The organism is Flavobacterium facile (assembly GCF_036321945.1).
In the GTDB taxonomy this organism is placed as follows: domain Bacteria; phylum Bacteroidota; class Bacteroidia; order Flavobacteriales; family Flavobacteriaceae; genus Flavobacterium; species Flavobacterium facile.
The window spans coordinates 239,171-261,279 of record NZ_JAZAYT010000033.1 but is presented as its reverse complement, the minus strand read 5'-3'; the positions used below and the strand labels follow the sequence as shown (position 1 = coordinate 261,279).

The following is a 22,109-nucleotide window of genomic DNA, read 5'->3' as shown; positions in this document are numbered from 1 at the left end:
TTTTAGTGATTCGTAAAAAGCGAATAGTGATTAGTCTTTGCTAGTCTCTTTCTTTTTATGAATTACCAAATAAACGCCAACAAATATCAATGAAGCTGAAATAATTTTAACCCAATTCAAATTGTCTTTTCCTAAACCAATAGCAAAAATCGTAGCAAAAAAAGGTTGCAAATAAATAAAAACGGCAACAGTCGTTGGCTTTAAATTTCGCATGGAAATTAAGTTTAGCAAATACGTAAAAAACGTAGAAAAAATCACAACAAATCCAATTTTCAGACTAATATCTAAAGGAATTTCGTTCCAATTTACCATTTGTAATTCGTTATAACCAAACGGTAAAACCATAAAAAATCCGAATAAATAAATGTATTTCACAAATGTAAACGCATTGTATTTATCCATTAATTTCTTAACGAAAATAAGGTAAAAACCATAAGAAACTGCATTTACAAACACTAATAAGTTACCTAAAGTGGCATTTGGTGCATTGTTTAACGCTTTTCCGTATAAAATTAAAGTGATAGTTCCTGCTAATCCTAACAAAATACCAATGATTTTTTTAGATTGCATTCTTTCTTTCATAATAATCGAAGAAAGTATTAACACAATCATTGGTGTGGTTACCATTAAAACTGCTCCCATAATTGGAGAAGTGTAACTTAAACCTTTAAAAAAAGTCAGCATGTTAAGAGCAACTCCAAAAAAAGCACAAGCTGCAATTCGAAGAAAATCGTTTGTCGCAATTTTTTCTTTTGGTCCGAGAAAAGAAACCAACCAAAATAGAATTGTCGCCCCACCAACTCGTAACACAATAAAACCATAAGCATCAATATACTTTGGCATTACATCTTTAGCGATGGTGAAAGTCATTCCGTAAATAATAGCTACAATCCAAGCGCAAACTAACGCCCAAGAACGACTATTCATTACTCAAAGCCTTTTGTAATTTTAAAATATTAGGCTGACTGTTTCCTATGAAAATTTCATTCTCTAAAATCACAACTGGGCGACTCAAAAAAGTATAATGTTCTAGAATATATCTTTTATAATCTTCTTCTGTTAACGTCAAGTTTTTCAAGCCTTTTTCTTTGTACAATTGGGCTTTTTTACTAAAAAGTGCTTCATAACTTCCAGAAAGTTGGTGCATGAATTCAAGTTCTTCAACTGTAATTGGATTTTGACGAATATCGTGAAACTCTAAATTTGCATTTGAAGGTAACGACTTAATTATTTTTCGACAGGTATCGCAAGAAGCGAGATAATATATTTTTCGCATAATAAATTTAAAGTGCAAAGGTAAGAAAGTTATTTTTTTATAATAAATTTACGGAAACAATTTAAATGCAGGTTATGAACACCCTTTTCAAATCCATAAAAAGAAGTCGAGAAATTTACGCTTCTTACATAGAAAACTATACTTTAGAGCAATTGAACCTTATTCCTGAAGGTTTAAGAAATAATTTGATTTGGAATATCGGACATATTATTGTTTCTCAACAACGATTAGCGTATTTACTTTCTGGAAATGAAACGTTATTAACTGAAGAATTTACCAATAAATATGTAAACGGAACAATTCCTGATGGAAAAACTACACAAGAAGAAGTGGATGAAATTAAGAGTTTGTTATTTTCTACAATTGAACAAACCATTTTAGATTATGAAAAGGGTAAATTTGAAAATTACACCGAAACACAAACTAGAACAGGATTTTTATTAACAAATTTTGAAGAAGGCATGCTTTTCAATCATTATCATGAGGGCGTTCACTTAGGATTTATGATGAAAATTAAACGTTTTATTTAATAATCAGATATTTATCAATTTCTTGATACGTTAAAAACACTTCGTAAGAACCTTTATCGTAAGAAGAAATTTCATTGATATTATAAAGGAATTTTACACCTTCAATATTAAAAAAAACGTTGTTTGTAAGATAAAATGAGCCCGTTTCAAAACAATAACCTTGTTGATTTAACGGAATTGAATTATTAACATTATATTTATCTCTAAATTTAGCTTCCACTAATTTAGAAACAGCTTTAGGATCGGTAAATATATCTTCAATTTTTAGCTGATTTCCTGATAATTTATTAAAAACGAGTGATCGTTTTCCTCCAAAACCTGAAGCATCGTCATAAGAAGAAGTATAATTAATACCAATATTAACAAATTCTTCGGTTTCGTATTCAATGATTGATTCTAGTTCGAAATCCCAGTTTTTAATATTATTTTCAGGCGTTTTGTTTTTTGCGTTTTTATAAGTATCCACAAACCCTTTTGTGAGTTGATTGTAATTATTTATCGTTAAGTTTTGACTGTCAATAAAACTAGAAAGTTCTTTAATATTTTCGAAAATTACTTTATTAATATTTTCATCATTTTTGGCTTCTAAAACTTCCATTTTAATATTTGCCGAATTATAACTTGTTGTATAATTTGGGCTATATGACGAATTGTATTGCTTACGCTCAAAAACTAATTGCTGCGCACAACTAGTAAGCAAGAATAAAAAAAGTAAAAGTATTGAATTTCTCATTATAGATTTTTGCAAGATTTTGCTACAAGTTATTTATCAAAAACCGAGCCAATCCAACCATTTTAAACAAAAAAATCGGATACAAAATCCGATTTTAGTATTAAAAAGCAATAAAAACTTATTCTTTACTTGCTAAATATCTTTCAGCATCTAATGCAGCCATACAACCTGTTCCCGCAGCTGTAATTGCTTGTCTGTAAACATGATCCGCAGCATCTCCACCAACAAATACACCTGGTATATTTGTTTTAGAAGTTCCAGGTACATTTACAATATAACCTGTTTCATCTAACGTTAAATAATCTGCAAAAATATCTGTATTTGGTTTGTGACCAATTGCTACGAAAAATCCAGTTGCAGGAATATCAAAATCTTCATTTGTAGTTTTGTTTTTAGCTTTTACACCAGTAACTACTTGTCCGTCACCTAAAACTTCAACCGTATCATGATTCATTAAAATAGTAATATTTTCTGTGTTTTTCACACGTTGTTCCATAATTTTAGAAGCTCTGAATTTTTCACTTCTAACCAACATGGTAACTTTTTTACATAATTTAGATAAGTAATGTGCTTCTTCACAAGCGCTATCTCCTGCTCCAACAATTACAACTTCTTGGTTTCTATAGAAAAACCCATCACAAATCGCGCATGCAGAAACACCACCACCAGTTTGTAAATAATGTTGTTCTGAAGGTAAACCTAAATATTTTGCTGTTGCTCCCGTAGAAATAATTACAGTATCAGCGTGAATTTCTTTTGTATCGTTAATCCAAACTTTATGTGGTTCAGAGCTAAAATCTACTTTTGTTGCCCAACCATCACGAACATCTGTTCCAAAACGTTGTGCTTGATTTTGTAAACCAACCATCATTTCTGGACCTGTAATTCCTTCCGGATTTCCTGGCCAGTTTTCTACTTCATTCGTAGTTGTTAATTGTCCACCTGGTTGTGTTCCTTGGTATAAAACTGGATTCATATTAGCTCTAGCAGCATAAATTGCAGCAGTATATCCTGCAGGACCAGAACCGATTATAAGGCATTTTACTTTTTCTATTTCGTTTGACATTGTCGTGTTTTTTTTAATTTGTAGCAAAAATATAAAATTCAAATGCTTTTTTATGTAATAAAAGTTACATTTTTTATTATTGTGATATAAATGTTTTTTATAAAGAAAAGAGGTTTTAAGAAAAACACTTCGACTCCGCTCAGTGTGACAATAAAAACAAAATAATTCCTAAGTTCAAAACCTTTTAAACTTTTAAACTAAAACCTTTTAAACCAAAATTACAACTGATCCAATTGATTTGTTTTTTTATTATCGGAAATCGTCCAAAAGAAACCTATGAAGAAAAATCGGCTTGCTGGCTGAGTTACTGCTTGTCTTTGAAACGTTCCAGAAGCATCAGGTGAATTCGCATATTGGTAGCCAAAAACATTATTCGCACCTAATAAGTTGGAAACGGATAAATATAATATTTTCTGTTGTGATAGTAAATACGACCAACCTAAACTAAAATTATTATACGACTTGGTTTTCTGATTCATAAATTCTGTTTCATTTGGATTATCGTAAGGTCGTCCCGAATTAAAACTGTATGTCAATCCAATTTGCGATTTCAATTCATTAACCCAATATTTAGTAACAATAGAGAAATTATGATTGGCTATAAAACTTGGAGTGACTTGTTTCTCGTAATTTTTATAATCTCTTTCCGAATCTATAAAGGAATATGTAATCCAATAATCTAAACCTTTGAATGTTTTATTGTCTCTCCAAAACAAATCGATTCCTTTGGCATAACCCAATCCATTATTATTGAAGTTTGAAGTATGACTGGAAATAGTTGTATCGAATTTTACCAAATTGTTATAGTCTTTAAAATACGCTTCTGCACGAAACATTTTCCCATCATTATTGTATAAATAATTTAAAATATAATGGTGGGTGTTTTCATATTTTAGGTTTTGAGTGAACTTCAAATAATCGGGATTGGCGGTTTGATGAAAATTTCCATAAGCTACCGAAAGCTGACTCTTTTTAGCAATTTTATAAGCAACTGAAACTCTCGGTTCTAAAGTAAATTCATCAACAATCGAAGCGTTTGATGAACGTAAACCAACATTAAAAGCTAAATCTTGAGATAAGAAAACTTCTGCTTCTGTAAAAAGGGCTACTGTATTATTTTGATAGCCATAATCAAATCTGTTTTGAGAAAAAGCTTGATAATTTTCATCGAAATTCGTGTGAAAAAACTCTCCACCAACATTTAACTTGAACATATTAGAGAACGTTTTTCGCAGTTTCAATTTATAATGTAAAGCGCGTTCGTGATTATTTAATTTATCTGAATTAATTTCGATTTTATTGTTTCCATATCCGAAACTAAAACCAGTTTGTAATTGTAAAGCGGTTGCTATATTTCCTTTATAAACAGAATTGATATAAAAATTATTATTGATCAATCCGAATTTAATTTTATCAGTATAATTTATGTCTCTCTGATTTACATTCATTGTTGAATGATCAAAAGCTGCATACACTTTTAGTAATCCTTCTTTAATTTTAGTTCTGAAAACCGTTTCACCTGCAATAGATTCTGGCGCTTTATTCCAATCTAAACTTTGTGGAGCAATTAAATAATACGGTTTCAAATTAATATAACTCGTATTAAATGAAATCGAACTATTTTTCCATTTTTTCGATTTTCCTAATCCTACTCCAACCGTCATAATTGAAATATCTGTCTGATTTTGAGCCGGTTCATCAACCGTATTCAATAACAAAATACTCGATAAAGCGTCACCAAATTCGGCACTATAACCACCTGTTGAAAATGTAATTCCTTTAAATAAAAAAGGAGAAAATCGGCCACGAGTTGGAATATTATTTGGAGAAGCTCCATAAGGTTGTGCCACACGAATTCCATCAACATAAGTCTGAGTTTCACCTGCTTCTCCACCACGAACAAACAAACGTCCGCTTTCACCAACTGCATTTACACCTGGCATAGTTTCCAAAGCTGCAACAATATCACCAGAAGAACCTGCTGTTGTTACAATATCTAAAGGTTTTAAAGCTGTAACTTTACTATTATCACCCGCTTTTATTGTTCCTGCAGAAATAACAACCGTGTCAATCGTATTCATATCTTGAAAAAGCGTAAAAACGCGATTCGTATAGGTTTCTACCACAATATTTTCGGTAACATCTAAAAAACCATTCAAAGTAAATTTCAAAACCTGATTTTCTTTCGCCTCAGTTTCGAAACTAAATTCACCTTTTTCATTAGTTAAAGCGCCATCGTAAGTGCCATCAATAAAAACGTTTACACCTTGCATGGGAACATTTTTTTTACTGACTACTTTTCCTGAAATTTTAGTTTGAGAAAAAGCGGTTAAACTAAATACAGAAACTAAAATGATAATAAAATTCTTCATGTGATATTGTTTTTAATGAAGCAAAGTTGTCACAATTGTCTTTCAATAGAAAAAGTAATGTGCCGAATTGTAGAATTTTGCATCTGAATTGTGTTTTCAATATCAAAAATCAATGGCAATGTCAAAAATCAATATTAAAAATCAATAAATATCAAATTCATCAAATCTCTATTTCACAAATGCTTACTATTTTTATTAACAATCGTATTTTTCACTAAAAAACCTTTCAAATATTACTTACTTTTGCCTTTTAAAATTACATATTATGATTTATAAGTTTAGAGCCATTTTAGACAACGAAGAAGATATTTTTAGAGATATTGCTATTGAAGCAAAAGACACTTTAGAAGATTTACATAATGCTTTAGTCAACGCTTTTGGCTTTGATGGTTCAGAAGTTGGTGCTTTTTACACTTGTGGTGACGATTGGGCTTGGCATGAAGAAGATGGAATTCCAATGTTTGACACTGGCGATATTCCAGGTGAGATAAAAACAATGGCCGAATATAAATTAGACGATTTAGTTCATGAACAAAACACTAAATTGGTTTATGTGTACGATTTGTTTTCAATGTGGACATTTTTCGTAGAATTAGCTGCCATGGAAAATAATAAAGAAGGTGTGGATTATCCTGCCTTACTTTTTTCTCACGGTGTTTTACCAGAAGAAGCTACAACTAGTGGTTTTAGAGGTGGCGATTTAGAAAATGAAGACTTATTTAATGACTTTGAAGACGATTTAGACGAAGATGATTTAGATGCTTATGGCGATACGGAATCCTATGACGATCCTGGTTTTGAAGAGAACTGGAATTAGTTTAATTAGCCAATGTGCTAATGTGGCGATGTGCCAATTAAAAAACTAAATAAAAATTAATAATTATAGTTAATTGACTAATTGTCAAATTGACTAATTGACACATTAATAATGATAAACTTATTTAATACACACGTAGAAAATCTTTCTATACACCGAGTTGGAAATAAAAACAAAGAAGAACAAATTTTCTTATCTGAAAGTCCGTATTCGTTGAATGATGAAATTATGCCGATTTTAAAAGAATATTTCTTTAAGGCGTTTCGTGAAAAAGAAGAAAACTACTATCAGTTTGCACATGATGTAGATTTAGAATACAATGAAATGTTCAACTTGGCGACGGAAATTTTCAATAAACCAAGTGAAATTCATAACGTTTCTAAAAAAATTACACAGCATTTATTTGAGCAATCCAATCATCCACATATTAAAAGCGGTGAAGTATATATTGCTTATTTAACTAACGTTTCTATCGATAATAATGTGGTAGATGCGATTGGTGTTTTCAAAAGTGAAATCAAAACCGACTTCTTACAATTTCAAGAAAACGGAAGTAACTTAGAAATGATTTTACAAGACGGAATCAACTTAAACAAGTTAGATAAAGGCTGTTTGATTTTCAATTACAAAAAAGAAGAAGGGTATAAAATTTTAACTGTAGACAGCAACAGATATGATGCGCGTTACTGGTTAGAGCATTTTTTAAGTGTAGATGTGTTTCAAGACGAAACATTTATGACTAAAAAATACTTACAATTTTGTAAAGATTTCGCTAAAGAAGTAGTTTTACCAGCAGAAGACAAAAAAGAAGAAGTTTTATTTATGAACCGTGCCGTAAATCACTTTGCGAAAAACGACGAATTTGAAGAAACGGCTTTTTTAAATGATGTTATCAATAATCCAGATTTGATTCCTGAATTTAAAAACTATAAAGTGGATAAAGGTGCAAAATATAGCATTGAAGATGTTTCTAATTTTCCAATTGCGAATGCAGCTGTAACAGATGTACGTAGAAAATTAAAAAACACCATTGAATTAGACACTAACATTCAAATTAGATTAGATTTCATCAATCCTGAAAGTGCAGAGAAATTTGTAGAAAAAGGTTGGGACGAAGAAAAACAAATGTATTATTACTTGGTTTACTTCAATAAAGAGAACAAATCGTAAGTTACCTTCGAGAGCCTCGGGCAACTTAAAAAGCAAAAATATAAAAATCCTCAATTAGCAATAATTGGGGATTTTTTTTTAGATTGATTTGTGACTTTTTTGAATATTAAAACTATACTTTATTTTTATTACAATTTAAAAATAAATTGAAACACTTTCATTGAAGTTGGATTAAACTAAACCATACTACAATATTTTTCATACATTATTTATAAATAAAATTCAAAGCTATGTATGGCGAAATCTGTTTTTGGAATTTTTGGTAATCTTTGATGTAATTCTTTGAAATAACAATTATAAAAGTGAAATGAAACTTGTTCCTAACTTTAGCGGAAATTTCAATGAAATCAAAAAAGGTGGTTATAATATTGATTATCTTTGAAATAATTAATGGTGAAACACTTTTGTCTTGTATAGATATTTTTTCTGGTATAGGTGGAAATTGGTTAGGATTCTTTTTTTATAGATACTATTTTATGCGGCTTGGCTCTATTTTGAAATATTTTCTATAAATTTTCAATGAAAATTCTTGTGTTTTGGTATCGTATAAGAAACAAATACTGTGAAAAAGTTAAAATCTTTATCTAACATATTAACATTAATAGTAAATTAAAATCATTAAATAAGACTCTTTAAAGCGGTTTTTATCAATGAAAACAATACGTTATAAAAAATAACACCATATTCTGTTGATAAGTATAATTTAGAATTAAAAAATAAATGTCGAAATTTGTAATTCAATATTTAAACTAATTAAAAATACATAATACAAGAAGTATAACCATTAAAAAATAGAATAAAAATGTAGAAGTTAAAAGACACAAAAAAAAGCGAGATAATTAGATTACCTCACTTTAGATTATTAACTGATTGTTTAACGATTAAAAACCAAAAATAAATGAAGAGTCGAAAATCATTTAAGAAAGGTTTTAAATCAATCACAGAAGCGATAAAGAAATTAGGAAAGTTGTACGTCCTACTTCAACCGTCAATTGTGATAATGTTGGATATTCTCCGACATTGGATTTAAAATAACATTATGCTGGGGTCTTAAGCTCCAGCATTTTTTATTTCATTACAAAACTACAAAATTAATTTATTATTAAAGCAAAATAATTATTAAAAAGTGTAAAAAAATTACAATAAATAGTAAAAATATTATCATATATGGTAAAAAAATTGCCACTTTAGTTGTATATTAGTTTAGCTTATAACCTACTTTAAATGAATACATTGGTTCATTATTCTGTAAACCAATTCCAGTTCCAAAAATCCATTTATTTGATACGTAATCAAGATTCAATTTTTATTTTAGTTGATTTTTTTCATTATTGAAAATTGTAAATTATTTTTGGGATAAATTCATTGTTTTGGCAAACAAGAAGCAACAAAACTCATTCGTTTGGAAAAAATAAAACCCATGATTTGACAAGGGATTGGGTAAAAGATAAATATAAATAATAACAAAACGGGAACAACTTTAAAAGTCATTCCCGTTTTTTGATACTATGAAATAAGACGTTTATCTAACAAAAACTTCAATATTTCCACTAGCATCTTTTAATTTCAATTCGTTAAGTGTTAAATTAACGATATCTTGAACTGTTGTTACTCCATTTACAACTCGTGTTACATTATTATGAGAACGAGAATAAATTCCGCTATCAGTAAATAAAGCACAAGGATCTATGGTTGAATCGTAATCACCTTCAATTACTGTATTATCCGTTTTTAAATCAATATAATCTTTACTGCAACCCGCTTGATTTTGTGGCGCATCAATTAATGTTTCCGTTCCTCCAGTAGTTGTTCCTACTTTAGATAAATTCCATTTCCCTACTAAAGGCGCTAATGTTTCACCTTGATTGCTGTCGTCATTATTACAAGAAATTGTAAATAAACCAACACTTAGTATTAAGGCGAATAATTTAATTCGATTTTTCATATCTTAATTGTTTAAATTGTTAGATACGAAATTAGGTGTAATCACTCAGAAGGTTGTTACAAGATTAGTTGTATAACTTATATAATTATTTTTGATTGAATGTGTCACCAATACGAGAATAAAATTTTAACTCTTTCTTATTAGATTGTTTAAAAACGAAATCCGATTTTGATTCCACCCCATTTACTGCTATAACTTGGCTTAAATTCTCTAGTTATTAAGGTTCGAGTATATTCAAAATACAAAGTACGTGTTTGTAGAATAATTCCGAAATTAGCTTGAGCTGTTATACGTTCCATTTCAGAGTTTGAAATTGTATAAGGACTTTTTTTATTGAACATTCCGCCTTGTAAAGTCGCATCATAACCAATAACATTCACCATAGATTGTGCAAAACCATACAATGAAAAGCTTTTTTTGGTTTTTATTGACGAAAATGGTGTGTTAACAATTCCAAATGTAGTAGTTACTCCAATTCCAGCATTTGTAAATAAAGTTCCTACACGCAATCTTGTATTAGAGGATACTGAAAATAAATTCCGATAACTTATCAATTGTTTTTCATAACTAACTTCGTAATTTAAAACTACGTCATTTTTTATTTGATTTTGCCAACCTTCTGGAATCGTATTTCCAGTTGCTTCATGAATAGCGACTTGCATTTCTTTTCCAAATGCACCCGGACCAATTAATCCAATATTCATAGAAGAAATTAAACGAGATTTATTGATTGTATCTGAAGCAATTGCAAAACTTTTTAACATAATTGTTGCAGCGAAAGGACGATCGCCATATTCAATTTTAGAATTTTTAATATTGAAAGGTGTAAAACCGATGTGTTCAATGGCAATTCCGTACTTATTTTCAGTGTTTTTGAGATTAAAAAGCATTTTATTTATTGGATTTTTTCTCAAATTAGGTGAAACCAATTCAAAACTATAGCCTTGCGTATAATCTTGGTCTCGTGAAGCAAAATAGTCGTTATCATAATTAAAACGGAAATAGCGTTTCGCATTCATATCACGAAAAGAAGCCATATTATCAATCTTCTGAGCCAAAAGACAAATCGGAAATAGAAATGTAAATAAGAAATATAGTTGGAAATTTTTCATACTTTTATATACGCAAAATAGACCCAAATAGTTTTCAATTCGTTTAGAAAAAACATTTAAAAGACAAATTAATCTTCTTTTGGTATATTATTTGCTAACTATAGAAATGAAATAAAAAATCTTAATAAATTAGAATATGAAAAAGATCACTTTTGCCTTTGTTAGCTTTTTAGCACTTGCATTTAATTCATGTACCACATTAAAAAACACTACAACTATTTCAAACGAAACTTGGGAATTAGAATATATAACTGGACCAAGAATTGCTTTTGACGGTTTGTTTCCAGAAAATAAACCTCAAATTACATTCAATACAGCAAAAAAAGAAGTTAGCGGAACAACTGGTTGCAATGGCTTTTCGACGAAATATACTTTAGATGGGCAAACTATTAAATTTGATGAAAATTTCCCAATGACTATGAGATATTGTGATGGCGGTGGCGAACAAGTTTTCTTGAAAATGATAAAAGAAGTAAACCATTATTATATTGATGCTGAAGGGAAACTCTTTTTAAATAAAGGCGATGTTCCAATGATGCGATTCAAAAAAATTACTAAATAAGTTATGAAAAAGTCAATTTTTTTCGGAATTTTAGTTTTGACGATTTTAAGTTGTAAAACAGCTTCGGTTTCCAACACAACAGTTGCAAATGATACCGAAAAACTTCCGTATTTTAAAGCAAGTGGAACAGAACCATTTTGGAATATTTCAATTTCAGAAGATCAAATTGTATATAAAACACCTGAAGATTCTATTATTTTGCCTTATGTAAAACCAATTTTTGCTATGGATAGCAATGTGAAATTATATAGAGTTAAAACCGAATCGGCTGAGTTTACTATTCAAATTTCACAACAAGAATGTCAAAATGAAATGTCGGGAGAACTTTCTCCATACAAAGTTTCTGTCGATTATAGAAAAAATAAGGCTTCTGCATTTGAGAACATAAAAGGTTGCGGACAATATATTACAGATTATCGTTTGCATGATATTTGGGTTTTAGAAGAATTAAATGGAAAAAAAATAAGCTCTGAAGATTTTGGTAAAAAATTCCCAATGATGGAAATTTATGCCAGTACAAACAAATTTTCTGGGTTTTCGGGATGTAATCAAATGAATGGCGCTTTATTTTCGGAAAAAGAAAAACTACGATTTATCAATATTGTAACCACTGAAATGATGTGTGATAATTCATATAAAGAAACGGAATACATAACCACACTTCAAAATATAACAAGTTATTCCATTGGAGAAAATAGATTAATATTATCAAATCCATCGGGAAAAAAAATAATATTTAAAAAAATTGATTAACATTTAAAAACTTAAAAAGATGAAGAAGTTCACTATCCTATTTTTTACGATATTAACAATGTTACATTGTAAAAACAAAGAAGAAAATACGGAAAACACAAATAATCAAGAGATTACAGCTAAAGAAAAAAAGGTGGATACGTTAGCAATGGGAAACTATCTTTTTGAAGATGGGAAAAACTTAATCACTTTTGTAATTGAAGAAAATGGAAATGAAATTAAAGGCTTTTTAACTTATGAATTAGCTGAAAAAGATGAAAATTCTGGAAAATTCTCTGGAAAATTTGAAGATGGAATTTTAATTGGAAAATACACTTTTAAGTCTGAGGGAAAAGAAAGTACAAGAGAAGTAGCTTTTAAAGTTGATGGAGACAAATTAATTGAAGGTTATGGTGAATTAAATGATGATGGAACAGCTTTTAAAGATGCTTCAAATCTGAATTTTACTTCAAAAATGCCATTAACAAAAATAGATGGCGTTTTTGAATAACTAAATCTTTTTAAAATATTTTGGAAATATCAGGAATCGGTTTCTGATATTTTCAAATTTTTTATTGAAAGGATAAATTCTGTTGGAAGTCATGTTGTTAAATATAAGTGCTATCAATAGTAAAATCAATACTCCACTTAAAACGGGAGAAATCACATAAAAATATCCCATTTTTTTAATCGCTACAGAACCAGTAACGGCAATCAAAGCTGTTGCACCACCTGGTGGATGAAGCGTTTTTGTAATCTGCATAAAAACAATAGATAAAGAAACAGCCAATGGTGCGGAAATCCACAAAATGTCTGGAATTAATTTTTGAACAGAAACTCCAATAATTGCTGAAACTAAATGTCCGCCAACTAAATTTCGAGGTTGTGCTAAAGGACTTTGAATCACACCATAAACCAAAACACTTGAGGCTCCAAAAGAACCAATTAGAAAAACCAAATCAGAAGTTTCTAAGGTTTGACTTTGCAAATACGCAATTATTCCAATTCCGAAAAATGAACCTATAAACGACCAAAAATGTTCTTTAAAGTCGATTAAAGTTTCTTTATAAAAGATATATCTTGTTTTTCTATAACCTCGTTTTATCTTTTGAATGGGCATACTAACTAATTAATTGTTATATTTTACAAAAATAGTCAAATTAGCTTTTGAAAATTTTAATCTTCTTACTTTTAAGATAACTTTATACTAATTTATATTAGAAAGAAAAACGGCAAATAATAGCCTAAATAAGTTGATTTATTAATTATAAATTTAGACTTTGTTTTGTACTTTTGAAAATAGTACTACTAATATTTCCGACACAACTTATTAAAAACAAACATTTTATGAGAAACAACATAGATATTGCTGGATTTCTTTTAGGTTGGATAGCTATTATAGGACAATTTATTTTACTGATTCAAAACAGACAAGCTGATATTCCTGAAACGATTATCCGATTTTTTAGTTTTTTCACTATTCTGACAAATATCTTAGTCGCTTTATATTTCACCTCACGATTTTCAATTTTTAAGAATACTTCTTTATCAAAACTATCAAATAGTGGCAATTTAACAGCGTTAACAGCTTTCATTTTAGTAGTTGGTTTAGTATATCAAATTATTTTAAGAGGTACTTGGCAACCAACTGGTTTGCAAATAATTACTGACGAATTGTTACATTCTGTAATTCCACTTTTTGTGTTTTTATATTGGATGAAATTCGCTGATAAGAACGATTTAATCTTCAAAAATATTAAAATTTGGTTTTGGTATCCAGTTGTTTATTTTTTATTTATAATTATCCGAGGACATTTTTCAAATTTTTACCCTTATCCTTTTGTTGATGTTTCTACAATTGGATATCCACAAGTATTAATCAATGCTACAATAGTCAGCTTGTTTTTTATATTTATAATGGGAACTTTAATTTTTATTGGAAACAAAACTCGAAAATCGTAATTATCCCAACCAACCTTCTCTGTCTAAACTTCTGTATTGAATGGCTTCAGCGATATGATGTGAATACACATTTTCAGAATTTTCTAAATCGGCAATCGTTCGGGAAACCTTTAAAATTCTATCATAAGCACGTGCCGATAAATTCAAACGTTCCATTGCAGTTTTCAATAATTGTAGAGAAACTTCGTCTAAAGCACAATATTCTCGAATGAGTTTACTGCTCATTTGGGCATTATAATGAATGTGATTGTAGTTTTCAAAGCGTTGTGTTTGAATATTTCTAGCTTCTGTTACTCGTTTTCTTATTTCTACACTACTTTCTGCTTTTCGAGTTTCTGATAATTTATCAAAAGGAACTGGTGTTACCTCAATATGAATATCAATTCTATCTAAAAGTGGTCCTGAAATTTTACTTAAATAACGTTGCATTTCCATTTGCGAAGCACCATTTGAGTTTTTCGAATCAATAAAAAAACCACTAGGACTAGGGTTCATACTTGCCACTAACATAAATGAAGATGGATAAGTAATGGTGAATTTAGCTCTAGCAATGGTTACTTCTCTGTCTTCCAAAGGTTGACGCATAACTTCTAAAACTTCCCTTTTAAACTCTGGTAATTCATCTAAAAATAAAACACCATTATGTGCTAAAGAAATTTCTCCAGGTTGCGGATAACTTCCACCACCCACTAAACTCACCGAACTTGCCGTGTGATGTGGCGCTCTAAAAGGTCTTTGCGTTAACAAACCAGCATCTTTAATTCTACCCGTAACGGAATGGATTTTTGTCGTTTCTAAAGCTTCTTGCATACTCATGGGTGGCAAAATACTTGGCAATCGTTTTGCTAACATGGTTTTTCCAGCTCCAGGCGGACCAATTAAAATAATATTATGTCCGCCAGCTGCGGCAATTTCCATGCATCTTTTAATGGACTCCTGACCTTTTACATCGGCGAAATCGAATTCTGGAAATTCTAAGTTTTTAGAAAATTCTTCTTTGGTGTCAATTATGGTAGGAATTAAAGTTTCTTTACCTTCAAAAAAATTAATGACTTGTAACACATTATCGACACCATAAACATCTAAACCATCAACTATTGCTGCTTCTTTTACATTTTGAATCGGAAGTATAATTCCTAAAAAACCTTCTTCTTTGGCTTTTATGGCGATGGATAATGCGCCTCGAATTGGTTGTAAACCACCATCTAAAGACATTTCGCCCATAATGATATACTTTCCAACTTCTTCCGCATTAATTTGATCTGAAGCGGCTAAAATCCCTATAGCAAGCGTTAAATCATAGGCAGAACCCTCTTTCCTTAAATCGGCAGGCGCCATATTTATGGTAATTTTCTTTCCGGGAAGATTGTAATTGTTGTTTTTTAGAGCGGCAGCAATGCGATAACTGCTTTCTTTTATGGCGGAATCTGGTAATCCTACCAAATGGTATCCGATTCCTTTATCGATATTTACTTCTACAGTAATGGTGGTAGCGTCCACACCAAAAACGGCGCTTCCGAAGACTTTTACTAACATGGCTTGTACTTTTAAAATTGGCTTATAAGAATACAAATGTAAAAAAGTTTTCGAAATAAAAAAACCTGTAAGAATTTATCCTACAGGTTTTTTTAAATTTTAAAATTGCAATCTTATTTTTTAGAAGCTTCAGTAATTCCGTCTTCTAACCATTTTTTATATTCTTGAATATCTGTTGTATAAGCAATTGGTTTTGATGTATCAATTCCTTCATTATTTAAGATTACATATAAGGGTAATGAATTACTTCCATATCTTGTTATTTGAAAATCTGTCCATTTATTACCTATAGTAACTACTTCTTTTCCAGTTGATTTTGAAACATATTGTTGTTCTTTTGGTAACTTAATTTTTCTGTCACCATATAAAGAAATTAAAATCAACTTATCTTTTATTAAAGTTAAAATCTGTGGATTTGACCACACTTTATCTTCCATCAATCTACAATTGGCACAATTATCACCTGTAAAATCTAACAATACTGGTTTACCTACTTTTTTCGCATAAGCTAAACCAATTTCATAATCATCAAAAGCCACAATTCCATGTGGACCTTGATGTGCATGCTCTGGTAATTCAATTTTTGAATTTGAATAATTTCCTCCAATACCATTTGGAATTTCACTATAAGTAGATGGTGGAGTTAAACCACTTAATATTTTTAAAGGAGCACCCCATAAACCAGGAATCATATAAAATGTAAATGTACTAACAATAATAGCCATTATTAAACGACCAACACCAATTTTATCGGCTTTTTCATAATCGTGAGGCAACATATACTTACCGAATAAATATAAAGCCCAAGCAGCAAAAATGGCAATCCAAATAGCTAAGAACAATTCTCTTTCTAATAAATGTTTTTGATATGCTAAATCTGCGTTAGATAAAAACTTAAAGGCGAAAGCTAATTCTAAAAACCCTAAAGAAACTTTAACTGTATTTAACCAACCACCAGATTTTGGCATAGAATTTAACCATCCTGGGAACATAGCAAATAACATAAATGGTAAGGCAATGGCTAATGAAAATCCGAACATTCCCACTACAGGAGCAATTCCTCCATTTCTTGAAGATTCAACTAATAAAGTACCAACAATTGGTCCGGTACAAGAAAATGAGACAACCGCTAAAGCTAAAGCCATAAAAATTATTCCAATAACCCCTCCTTTATCAGCTTTTGAATCTAATTTTGTAGCCCATGAACTCGGTAACATTATTTCAAATGCACCTAAAAACGACATAGCGAAAACCACTAATAAACCAAAAAATATTAGATTAAATGTCGCACTTGTTGATAATTCATTTAAGGCTTCTGCTCCAAAAATTCCAGTAATTAAAGAACCTAATAAAACATAAATAGCTATAATTGCTAAACCATAAACTACAGCATTTCTAATTCCAGCTGCTTTTGTTTTACTTTGTTTGGTAAAGAAGCTCACTGTCATTGGAATCATTGGGAAAATACATGGCATCAAAAGGGCTGCAAAACCACCTAAAAAGGCTAAAAAGAAAATCGTCCATAAACTTTTTTCTTCTTTATCTGCAGGTTTTTCGATGTTTGAATCCTTTATTGGTGAACCAGCTTGTTTAATAGTATCCGTCTCTGTTGTTGCAACAGAATCTGTTGGTTTTGAAACCGAATCTGTTGTTGCTGATGTAACTTCAGTGACTTTAAGTTCCGGTAATTTGAATTTTAAATTAGATTCTGTTTGTGTACATTTTCCATCAATACAAGCTTGTCCTTCTGCAAAAACATCTATATTTTTTAATTTAGGATTGATTATTTTTACACGTTGGGTAAATTTGGCCGTTCCAGAAAAATAATATTCATCGATTTCAAAAATATCACTAAATACTTTTTTATACTTTCCTTCTTTGGTTTTACCTACTAATTGGTAATTCCCTTTTTGATTTTTAAATGTAAAAACTAAGGGTGTAGCGCCACCTTCAGGTGTAAATTGCGAATACAAATGCCATTCATCTTCAATATTTGCGGTAATTACTAAATCTAATTCTGTATCTGAAACTTTAACAATATTTGAACTCCATTTTACTGGCTCTACAATTTGTGCTGTTCCAAAAAAAGTAATTAATAAGGCTAATAAACTAAATAATTTCTTCATTGTTAAATGCTATTTTTATTGTGGTTTGAGTTGTGTTTTCTACTTTAAATCGTTCATCGGCTCTGTATCCAATGATCCAAACTATTTGCTTGTTACTTTCTAAAATCCAAGTATCCTGCTTTTGAAATAATGTAAATTTTTCGTCTTTAAAATATTTACTTACTTTCTTTTTTCCTTGCATTCCAGAAGGATAAAAATAATCGCCTTCCTTCCATTTTCTTATAGTTAAAGGAAATTTTAATTTATTTTCATCCACAAATATAACGTTCTTCAATTGATTTGAAATGTCACTTTGGTTACATAAGTTCAATTTTAACGGAAAATTAAGTTTTTCTGTTATAGAATGTATAATAATTTCATCAAAATCTGTTGTTTCTTTACTTGAAAGAATTAAAAATTCTCTATCTTTTAATAAAATATATTTTTCAGATAAGATTTGTTTTCCGGATTGTGATTCTATTAAGTTATAAACATCATTCCAAGCTGAAAAACCATATTTATTGAGCCATTGATACAAATACGCTTTATAATTTTCATATTGAAGTAAGACTGAAATATCAATTTTCAATTGTCCTTTTTCTTCAGAAACCACTTTTTCATAAACCATTTGTACCGCATCATTTACCAACGATTGCTCTTGATTTAAATGTTCTAATGTATTTTGAAACGATTGCAAAAACGATTCATTAATTTCCTTAAAAACAGGAACAATATGATGCCGAATTTTGTTTCTCAAATATTTATCTGAGGCATTGCTGCTATCTTCACGCCAATATAAGTTATTTTCTGAAACATACTTTTCGATTTCTGTACGAGAAAAAGGCAATAATGGTCGAATTATGTTTCCGTTTTGCGATGGAATTCCTGTCAAACCATCCAAACCGGTTCCACGAGAAAGGTTAATCAGGAACGTTTCTACCGCATCATCAGCGTGATGCGCCGTAACAATATAATCGAATTTCTCTTGCTCTAAAATTTCATTAAACCAATTATAGCGAAGGTTTCTAGCGGCAACTTGAGTTGATAATTTATGTGCTATGGAATAGTTTTCTGTATCAAATTTTGTTATAAAACAATTAATATCGTTTTGTTTTGCATAAGTAACAACGAAACTTTCATCACCATCGCTTTCCGTTCCACGTAATTGAAAATTGCAATGAGCTAAAGCAAAATTTAGGTTTAATTTTTGAAATAAATGTACCAAAACCATACTATCCATGCCACCACTTGTAGCCACAAGCAATTTTTTATCTTGAAGAAAAGAAAAGTTTTGTTGGATATGATTTTGAAAATTATTAAGCATAGACAAATATACTTATTTTACTTGTAGAACTTCAAACATCGCTTTGGCTTTCAGTAAACATTCTTCATATTCCTTTTCAGGAATGGCTTCAGACGTAATGGCACTTCCGACAGAAAAACTCAAATAGTTATTTTCCGAATTGTACAAAATACTGCGAATAACCACATTGAAATCGAAATTTCCTGTTGGTGTAAAATAGCCAACGGCTCCGCTGTATAAACCGCGTTTGGTTTCTTCCAATTCTTCAATTATTTGCATGGCAGAAATCTTTGGAGCTCCTGTCATACTTCCCATTGGGAAAGTCGTTCGTAAAATTTCGATGGGTGAAGTCGTGTGTTCCACATTCGAAACAATGGTTGAAATCATTTGGTGAACTTGCTTAAATGTATACATTTCGCATAATTCTTCCACTTCTACTGAACCTTTTGTAGCAGTATGTGATAAATCGTTTCGAACTAAATCGACAATCATGATATTTTCTGAACGTTCTTTTGGATTATTTTGAAGATCAATTTTATTTTGTTCGTCTAATTCAATGTCCAAATTGCGTTTCGCAGTTCCTTTAATCGGTTGTGAAATCACTTTTTCGTCTTCCTTTTTTAAGTAGCGTTCTGGTGATGCCGAAAGCAAATAATGTTGGTTCTTTTTGAAATAAACTGCAAATGGAGAAGCTGAGATTTTATTCAATTTCTGATAAATTTCAACAGGTTCAATACTCGCATCTTCAGCGAAAAATTCCATACAAAAATTAGCTTCATAAATGTCACCACGATGAATGTGAGCTAACATTTTTTCTGTTTTTTTAAGGTAATTTTCTTTAGAAATTCTTTGTTGGATATTTATTGATAACTTTTGACTTTGAACTTTTGACATTTGACTTTGAATAATTTCTTCAAAATCAGATTCTACTTCATCATCACACATATTTAAGTACTGAATTTCAACTGTATTCCCTTTTAGTAAGAAGATTTTCTTTGGTTGGAAAAAGTATAAATCAGGAAATTGTAACCCATCAAAATTTTGAGATTTTAGATGTTCTACATCGTTTTTTAAATCGTAAGATAAATAGCCAAATAACCAATCGTTTGCTTTAGATTGGTATTGATATACATCTTCGAAAGCTTTTTCATAATCAGTTTGAATGGAAGTGAAAGCTTCAACCGCCACAACCAAATCGTAGGACTTATACAACTGATTTTCATTGCTTTCGATATTACTATCTAAAACAACAACTTCTCGGAACTGATTGCTCCAATACAAAAGTTGCTCTTTAAAAAGAGCAACATTGTTTATATATTTTGAAATATTGGTTCGCAAGGATTATTTTTTTTCGCCTAAATAAATTAAGTCGTATTCGATTATCATTTCTTCGTTAGCGATGTAAATTTGTTTACTACTTCCTGCATCTTTTGGAGAAACGATAGTAATAACTGTATCTAAACCTACGTTATCTACACAAAAATACTTGTTCGAAGTTCCTTCAGGCGTTTCTACTTTATCTTCATATTTTAAAATACTATAAAGCTGAATAATTTCTGAATGTACTACAAAACGATGTTTGTCTCTATCCAAGTTGATTAACAATTCTGTTGGTTGCACTTTTGACCATTTTGTCCAACTTCCTTTTTCAGTTTTTTGAGAAACAGAGAAATTTACTGTTTTAAATTGATAAGTTTGAGAAAATCCAACTTGTGCACACAAACCAAAAAATAAGATTACAACTAATTTTTTCATTTTATTATTTTATTAAAATTGAATTTCATTCATAGCAACTTTTGCCGAATTAAACTCAGCAATAACATTGCCAATTATAGTTTCTACTGGTAAAATATCGTGAATTAATCCTGCAATTTGTCCAATTTCTAATTCGCCTTCTACTAAATCACCTTCAAACATACCACGTTTTGCTCTTGCTCTGCCTAATAAAGTTTTTAAATCTTCAACTGAAGCGCAATTGGCGTAAGCTTCTTGCACATCATTAAAAAACTTGTTTTTAATTAAACGAACTGGTGCTAATTCTTTCAAAGTAACCAACGTTTCGCCTTCTTGAGTTTCTATAATGGTTTTCTTAAAATCGATATGCGCGCTAGATTCAGTTGAAGCTGCAAAACGACTTCCCATTTGTACACCATCAGCGCCTAAAACCATAGCAGCTAACATTCCTTTTCCAGTAGCGATTCCGCCAGCTGCGATTAATGGAATGGTAATATTTTCTTTAACCATTGGGATTAATGTCAGTGTTGTCGTTTCTTCGCGACCGTTATGTCCGCCCGCTTCAAATCCTTCTGCAACAACGGCATCGACACCAGCTTCTTGAGCTTTTAATGCGAATTTAGAACTACTCACTACATGAACCACAGTTATTCCATTTTCTTTTAAGAAAGGCGTCCAAGTTTTTGGGTTTCCTGCAGAAGTGAAGACAATTTTCACACCTTCATCTACAATGATTTTCATGATTTCTTCCACATTTGGATATAACATGGGAACGTTAACACCAAAAGGTTTTGTGGTAGCTTTTTTACATTTTTGAATGTGTTCTCTTAATACTTCTGGATACATGGAACCTGCACCAATAAGTCCTAATCCGCCAGCATTACTGACAGCACTTGCTAATTTATAACCACTATTCCAGATCATTCCTCCTTGAATAATTGGATATTTTATGCTAAATAATTTTTTAACTCTATTCATTTTAATTGGTACACGGATTTAACAGATAAACGCCGATTTTATTTAAATATTATTCTTTCTAAAAAAACTATTAACTTTTTACTTGGCTCTTTTTACTTTTTACTTGGCTCTTTTTACTTTGCGTTAGGGATTGTAGCGACATCTTTTTTATTGGTTGCCTTTTCCTAAAAAAGGGA

At 30.4% G+C, this 22,109-nt stretch carries 21 protein-coding genes; 7 read left to right on the top strand and 14 right to left on the bottom strand.

Features of this window, described 5'->3' with window-relative positions:
• Positions 1-30: 30 nt before the first annotated feature.
• Both UEQ13_RS10245 and UEQ13_RS10240 read right to left on the bottom strand, forming a co-directional pair.
• Positions 31-927, bottom strand: coding sequence for a DMT family transporter (locus UEQ13_RS10245; protein WP_329806257.1), 897 nt, complete (start codon positions 925-927; stop codon positions 31-33).
• Positions 920-1,276, bottom strand: coding sequence for an arsenate reductase family protein (locus UEQ13_RS10240; protein ID WP_329806256.1), 357 nt, complete (start codon positions 1,274-1,276; stop codon positions 920-922). The genes UEQ13_RS10245 and UEQ13_RS10240 overlap by 8 nt, the downstream gene beginning before the upstream one ends.
• 74 nt (positions 1,277-1,350) lie before the next feature.
• On the opposite strand from UEQ13_RS10240, the gene UEQ13_RS10235 reads away from it, so the two are divergent.
• Positions 1,351-1,806 carry a DinB family protein gene (locus UEQ13_RS10235; protein ID WP_329806255.1) on the top strand — a complete coding sequence of 152 codons (456 nt, stop codon included), beginning with the start codon at positions 1,351-1,353 and terminating at the stop codon, positions 1,804-1,806.
• Here the strand turns inward: UEQ13_RS10235 and UEQ13_RS10230 are convergent.
• From UEQ13_RS10230 to UEQ13_RS10220, 3 genes are all read right to left on the bottom strand, one after another.
• Positions 1,799-2,539: a DUF3298 domain-containing protein gene (locus UEQ13_RS10230; protein WP_329806254.1), complete on the bottom strand. Its 741-nt coding sequence runs from the start codon at positions 2,537-2,539 to the stop codon at positions 1,799-1,801. The genes UEQ13_RS10235 and UEQ13_RS10230 overlap by 8 nt on opposite strands.
• A gap of 118 nt (positions 2,540-2,657) precedes the next feature.
• Positions 2,658-3,605, bottom strand: coding sequence for a thioredoxin-disulfide reductase (gene trxB / locus UEQ13_RS10225; protein ID WP_329806253.1), 948 nt, complete (start codon positions 3,603-3,605; stop codon positions 2,658-2,660).
• Between the two features lie 218 nt (positions 3,606-3,823).
• Positions 3,824-5,977, bottom strand: a complete 2,154-nt coding sequence (locus UEQ13_RS10220) for a TonB-dependent receptor (RefSeq protein WP_329806252.1) — start codon at positions 5,975-5,977, stop codon at positions 3,824-3,826.
• A gap of 265 nt (positions 5,978-6,242) precedes the next feature.
• On the opposite strand from UEQ13_RS10220, the gene UEQ13_RS10215 reads away from it, so the two are divergent.
• Complete coding sequence (locus UEQ13_RS10215; RefSeq protein ID WP_329806251.1) at positions 6,243-6,794, top strand: IS1096 element passenger TnpR family protein; 552 nt, start codon at positions 6,243-6,245, stop codon at positions 6,792-6,794.
• Between the two features lie 111 nt (positions 6,795-6,905).
• Positions 6,906-7,964 carry a nucleoid-associated protein gene (locus UEQ13_RS10210; protein WP_329806250.1) on the top strand — a complete coding sequence of 353 codons (1,059 nt, stop codon included), beginning with the start codon at positions 6,906-6,908 and terminating at the stop codon, positions 7,962-7,964.
• A 1,522-nt stretch (positions 7,965-9,486) separates the two neighbouring features.
• Here UEQ13_RS10210 and UEQ13_RS10205 read toward each other — a convergent pair.
• On the bottom strand, positions 9,487-9,909 hold the full coding sequence (locus UEQ13_RS10205) for a lipocalin family protein (RefSeq protein WP_329806249.1): 423 nt from the start codon (positions 9,907-9,909) through the stop codon (positions 9,487-9,489).
• Between the two features lie 149 nt (positions 9,910-10,058).
• Positions 10,059-11,021, bottom strand: a complete 963-nt coding sequence (locus tag UEQ13_RS10200; protein WP_329806248.1) for a lipid A deacylase LpxR family protein — start codon at positions 11,019-11,021, stop codon at positions 10,059-10,061.
• Positions 11,022-11,157: 136 nt separating this feature from the next.
• Here UEQ13_RS10200 and UEQ13_RS10195 point away from each other — a divergent pair, with 136 nt between their 5' ends.
• Genes UEQ13_RS10195 through UEQ13_RS10185 form a run of 3 tightly spaced genes read left to right on the top strand, consistent with a single transcriptional unit; the run spans position 11,158 to position 12,826 of the window.
• A complete protein-coding gene (locus tag UEQ13_RS10195; protein WP_329806247.1) occupies positions 11,158-11,583 on the top strand; it encodes an META domain-containing protein in 426 nt (141 codons plus the stop codon).
• Between the two features lie 3 nt (positions 11,584-11,586).
• A complete protein-coding gene (locus UEQ13_RS10190) occupies positions 11,587-12,336 on the top strand; it encodes an META domain-containing protein (protein ID WP_329806246.1) in 750 nt (249 codons plus the stop codon).
• Positions 12,337-12,355: 19 nt separating this feature from the next.
• Positions 12,356-12,826, top strand: coding sequence for a hypothetical protein (locus tag UEQ13_RS10185; RefSeq protein ID WP_329806245.1), 471 nt, complete (start codon positions 12,356-12,358; stop codon positions 12,824-12,826).
• Here UEQ13_RS10185 and UEQ13_RS10180 read toward each other — a convergent pair whose 3' ends face one another.
• Positions 12,827-13,435 carry an HPP family protein gene (locus tag UEQ13_RS10180; RefSeq protein ID WP_329806244.1) on the bottom strand — a complete coding sequence of 203 codons (609 nt, stop codon included), beginning with the start codon at positions 13,433-13,435 and terminating at the stop codon, positions 12,827-12,829.
• Positions 13,436-13,662: 227 nt separating this feature from the next.
• Between UEQ13_RS10180 and UEQ13_RS10175 the strand changes: the two genes are divergently transcribed.
• The gene (locus tag UEQ13_RS10175; protein WP_329806243.1) at positions 13,663-14,277 is read left to right on the top strand and encodes a Pr6Pr family membrane protein; all 615 of its coding nucleotides are present in this window, start codon (positions 13,663-13,665) and stop codon (positions 14,275-14,277) included.
• On the opposite strand, the gene UEQ13_RS10170 is transcribed toward UEQ13_RS10175, so the two are convergent.
• The 6 genes from UEQ13_RS10170 to UEQ13_RS10145 form a co-directional block, all read right to left on the bottom strand.
• Positions 14,278-15,813 carry a YifB family Mg chelatase-like AAA ATPase gene (locus UEQ13_RS10170; RefSeq protein WP_329806242.1) on the bottom strand — a complete coding sequence of 512 codons (1,536 nt, stop codon included), beginning with the start codon at positions 15,811-15,813 and terminating at the stop codon, positions 14,278-14,280. It lies immediately after the preceding gene.
• Between the two features lie 113 nt (positions 15,814-15,926).
• Positions 15,927-17,939 carry a protein-disulfide reductase DsbD family protein gene (locus UEQ13_RS10165; RefSeq protein WP_329806241.1) on the bottom strand — a complete coding sequence of 671 codons (2,013 nt, stop codon included), beginning with the start codon at positions 17,937-17,939 and terminating at the stop codon, positions 15,927-15,929.
• Positions 17,923-19,242, bottom strand: coding sequence for a tRNA lysidine(34) synthetase TilS (gene tilS / locus UEQ13_RS10160; RefSeq protein WP_329806240.1), 1,320 nt, complete (start codon positions 19,240-19,242; stop codon positions 17,923-17,925). The genes UEQ13_RS10165 and tilS overlap by 17 nt, the downstream gene beginning before the upstream one ends.
• 12 nt (positions 19,243-19,254) lie before the next feature.
• Positions 19,255-20,559, bottom strand: a complete 1,305-nt coding sequence (locus UEQ13_RS10155; protein ID WP_329806239.1) for a chorismate-binding protein — start codon at positions 20,557-20,559, stop codon at positions 19,255-19,257.
• 3 nt (positions 20,560-20,562) lie between these two features.
• Positions 20,563-20,976 carry a hypothetical protein gene (locus UEQ13_RS10150; RefSeq protein WP_329806238.1) on the bottom strand — a complete coding sequence of 138 codons (414 nt, stop codon included), beginning with the start codon at positions 20,974-20,976 and terminating at the stop codon, positions 20,563-20,565.
• A 12-nt stretch (positions 20,977-20,988) separates the two neighbouring features.
• On the bottom strand, positions 20,989-21,933 hold the full coding sequence (locus UEQ13_RS10145; RefSeq protein ID WP_329806237.1) for an NAD(P)H-dependent flavin oxidoreductase: 945 nt from the start codon (positions 21,931-21,933) through the stop codon (positions 20,989-20,991).
• Positions 21,934-22,109 lie beyond the last annotated feature (176 nt).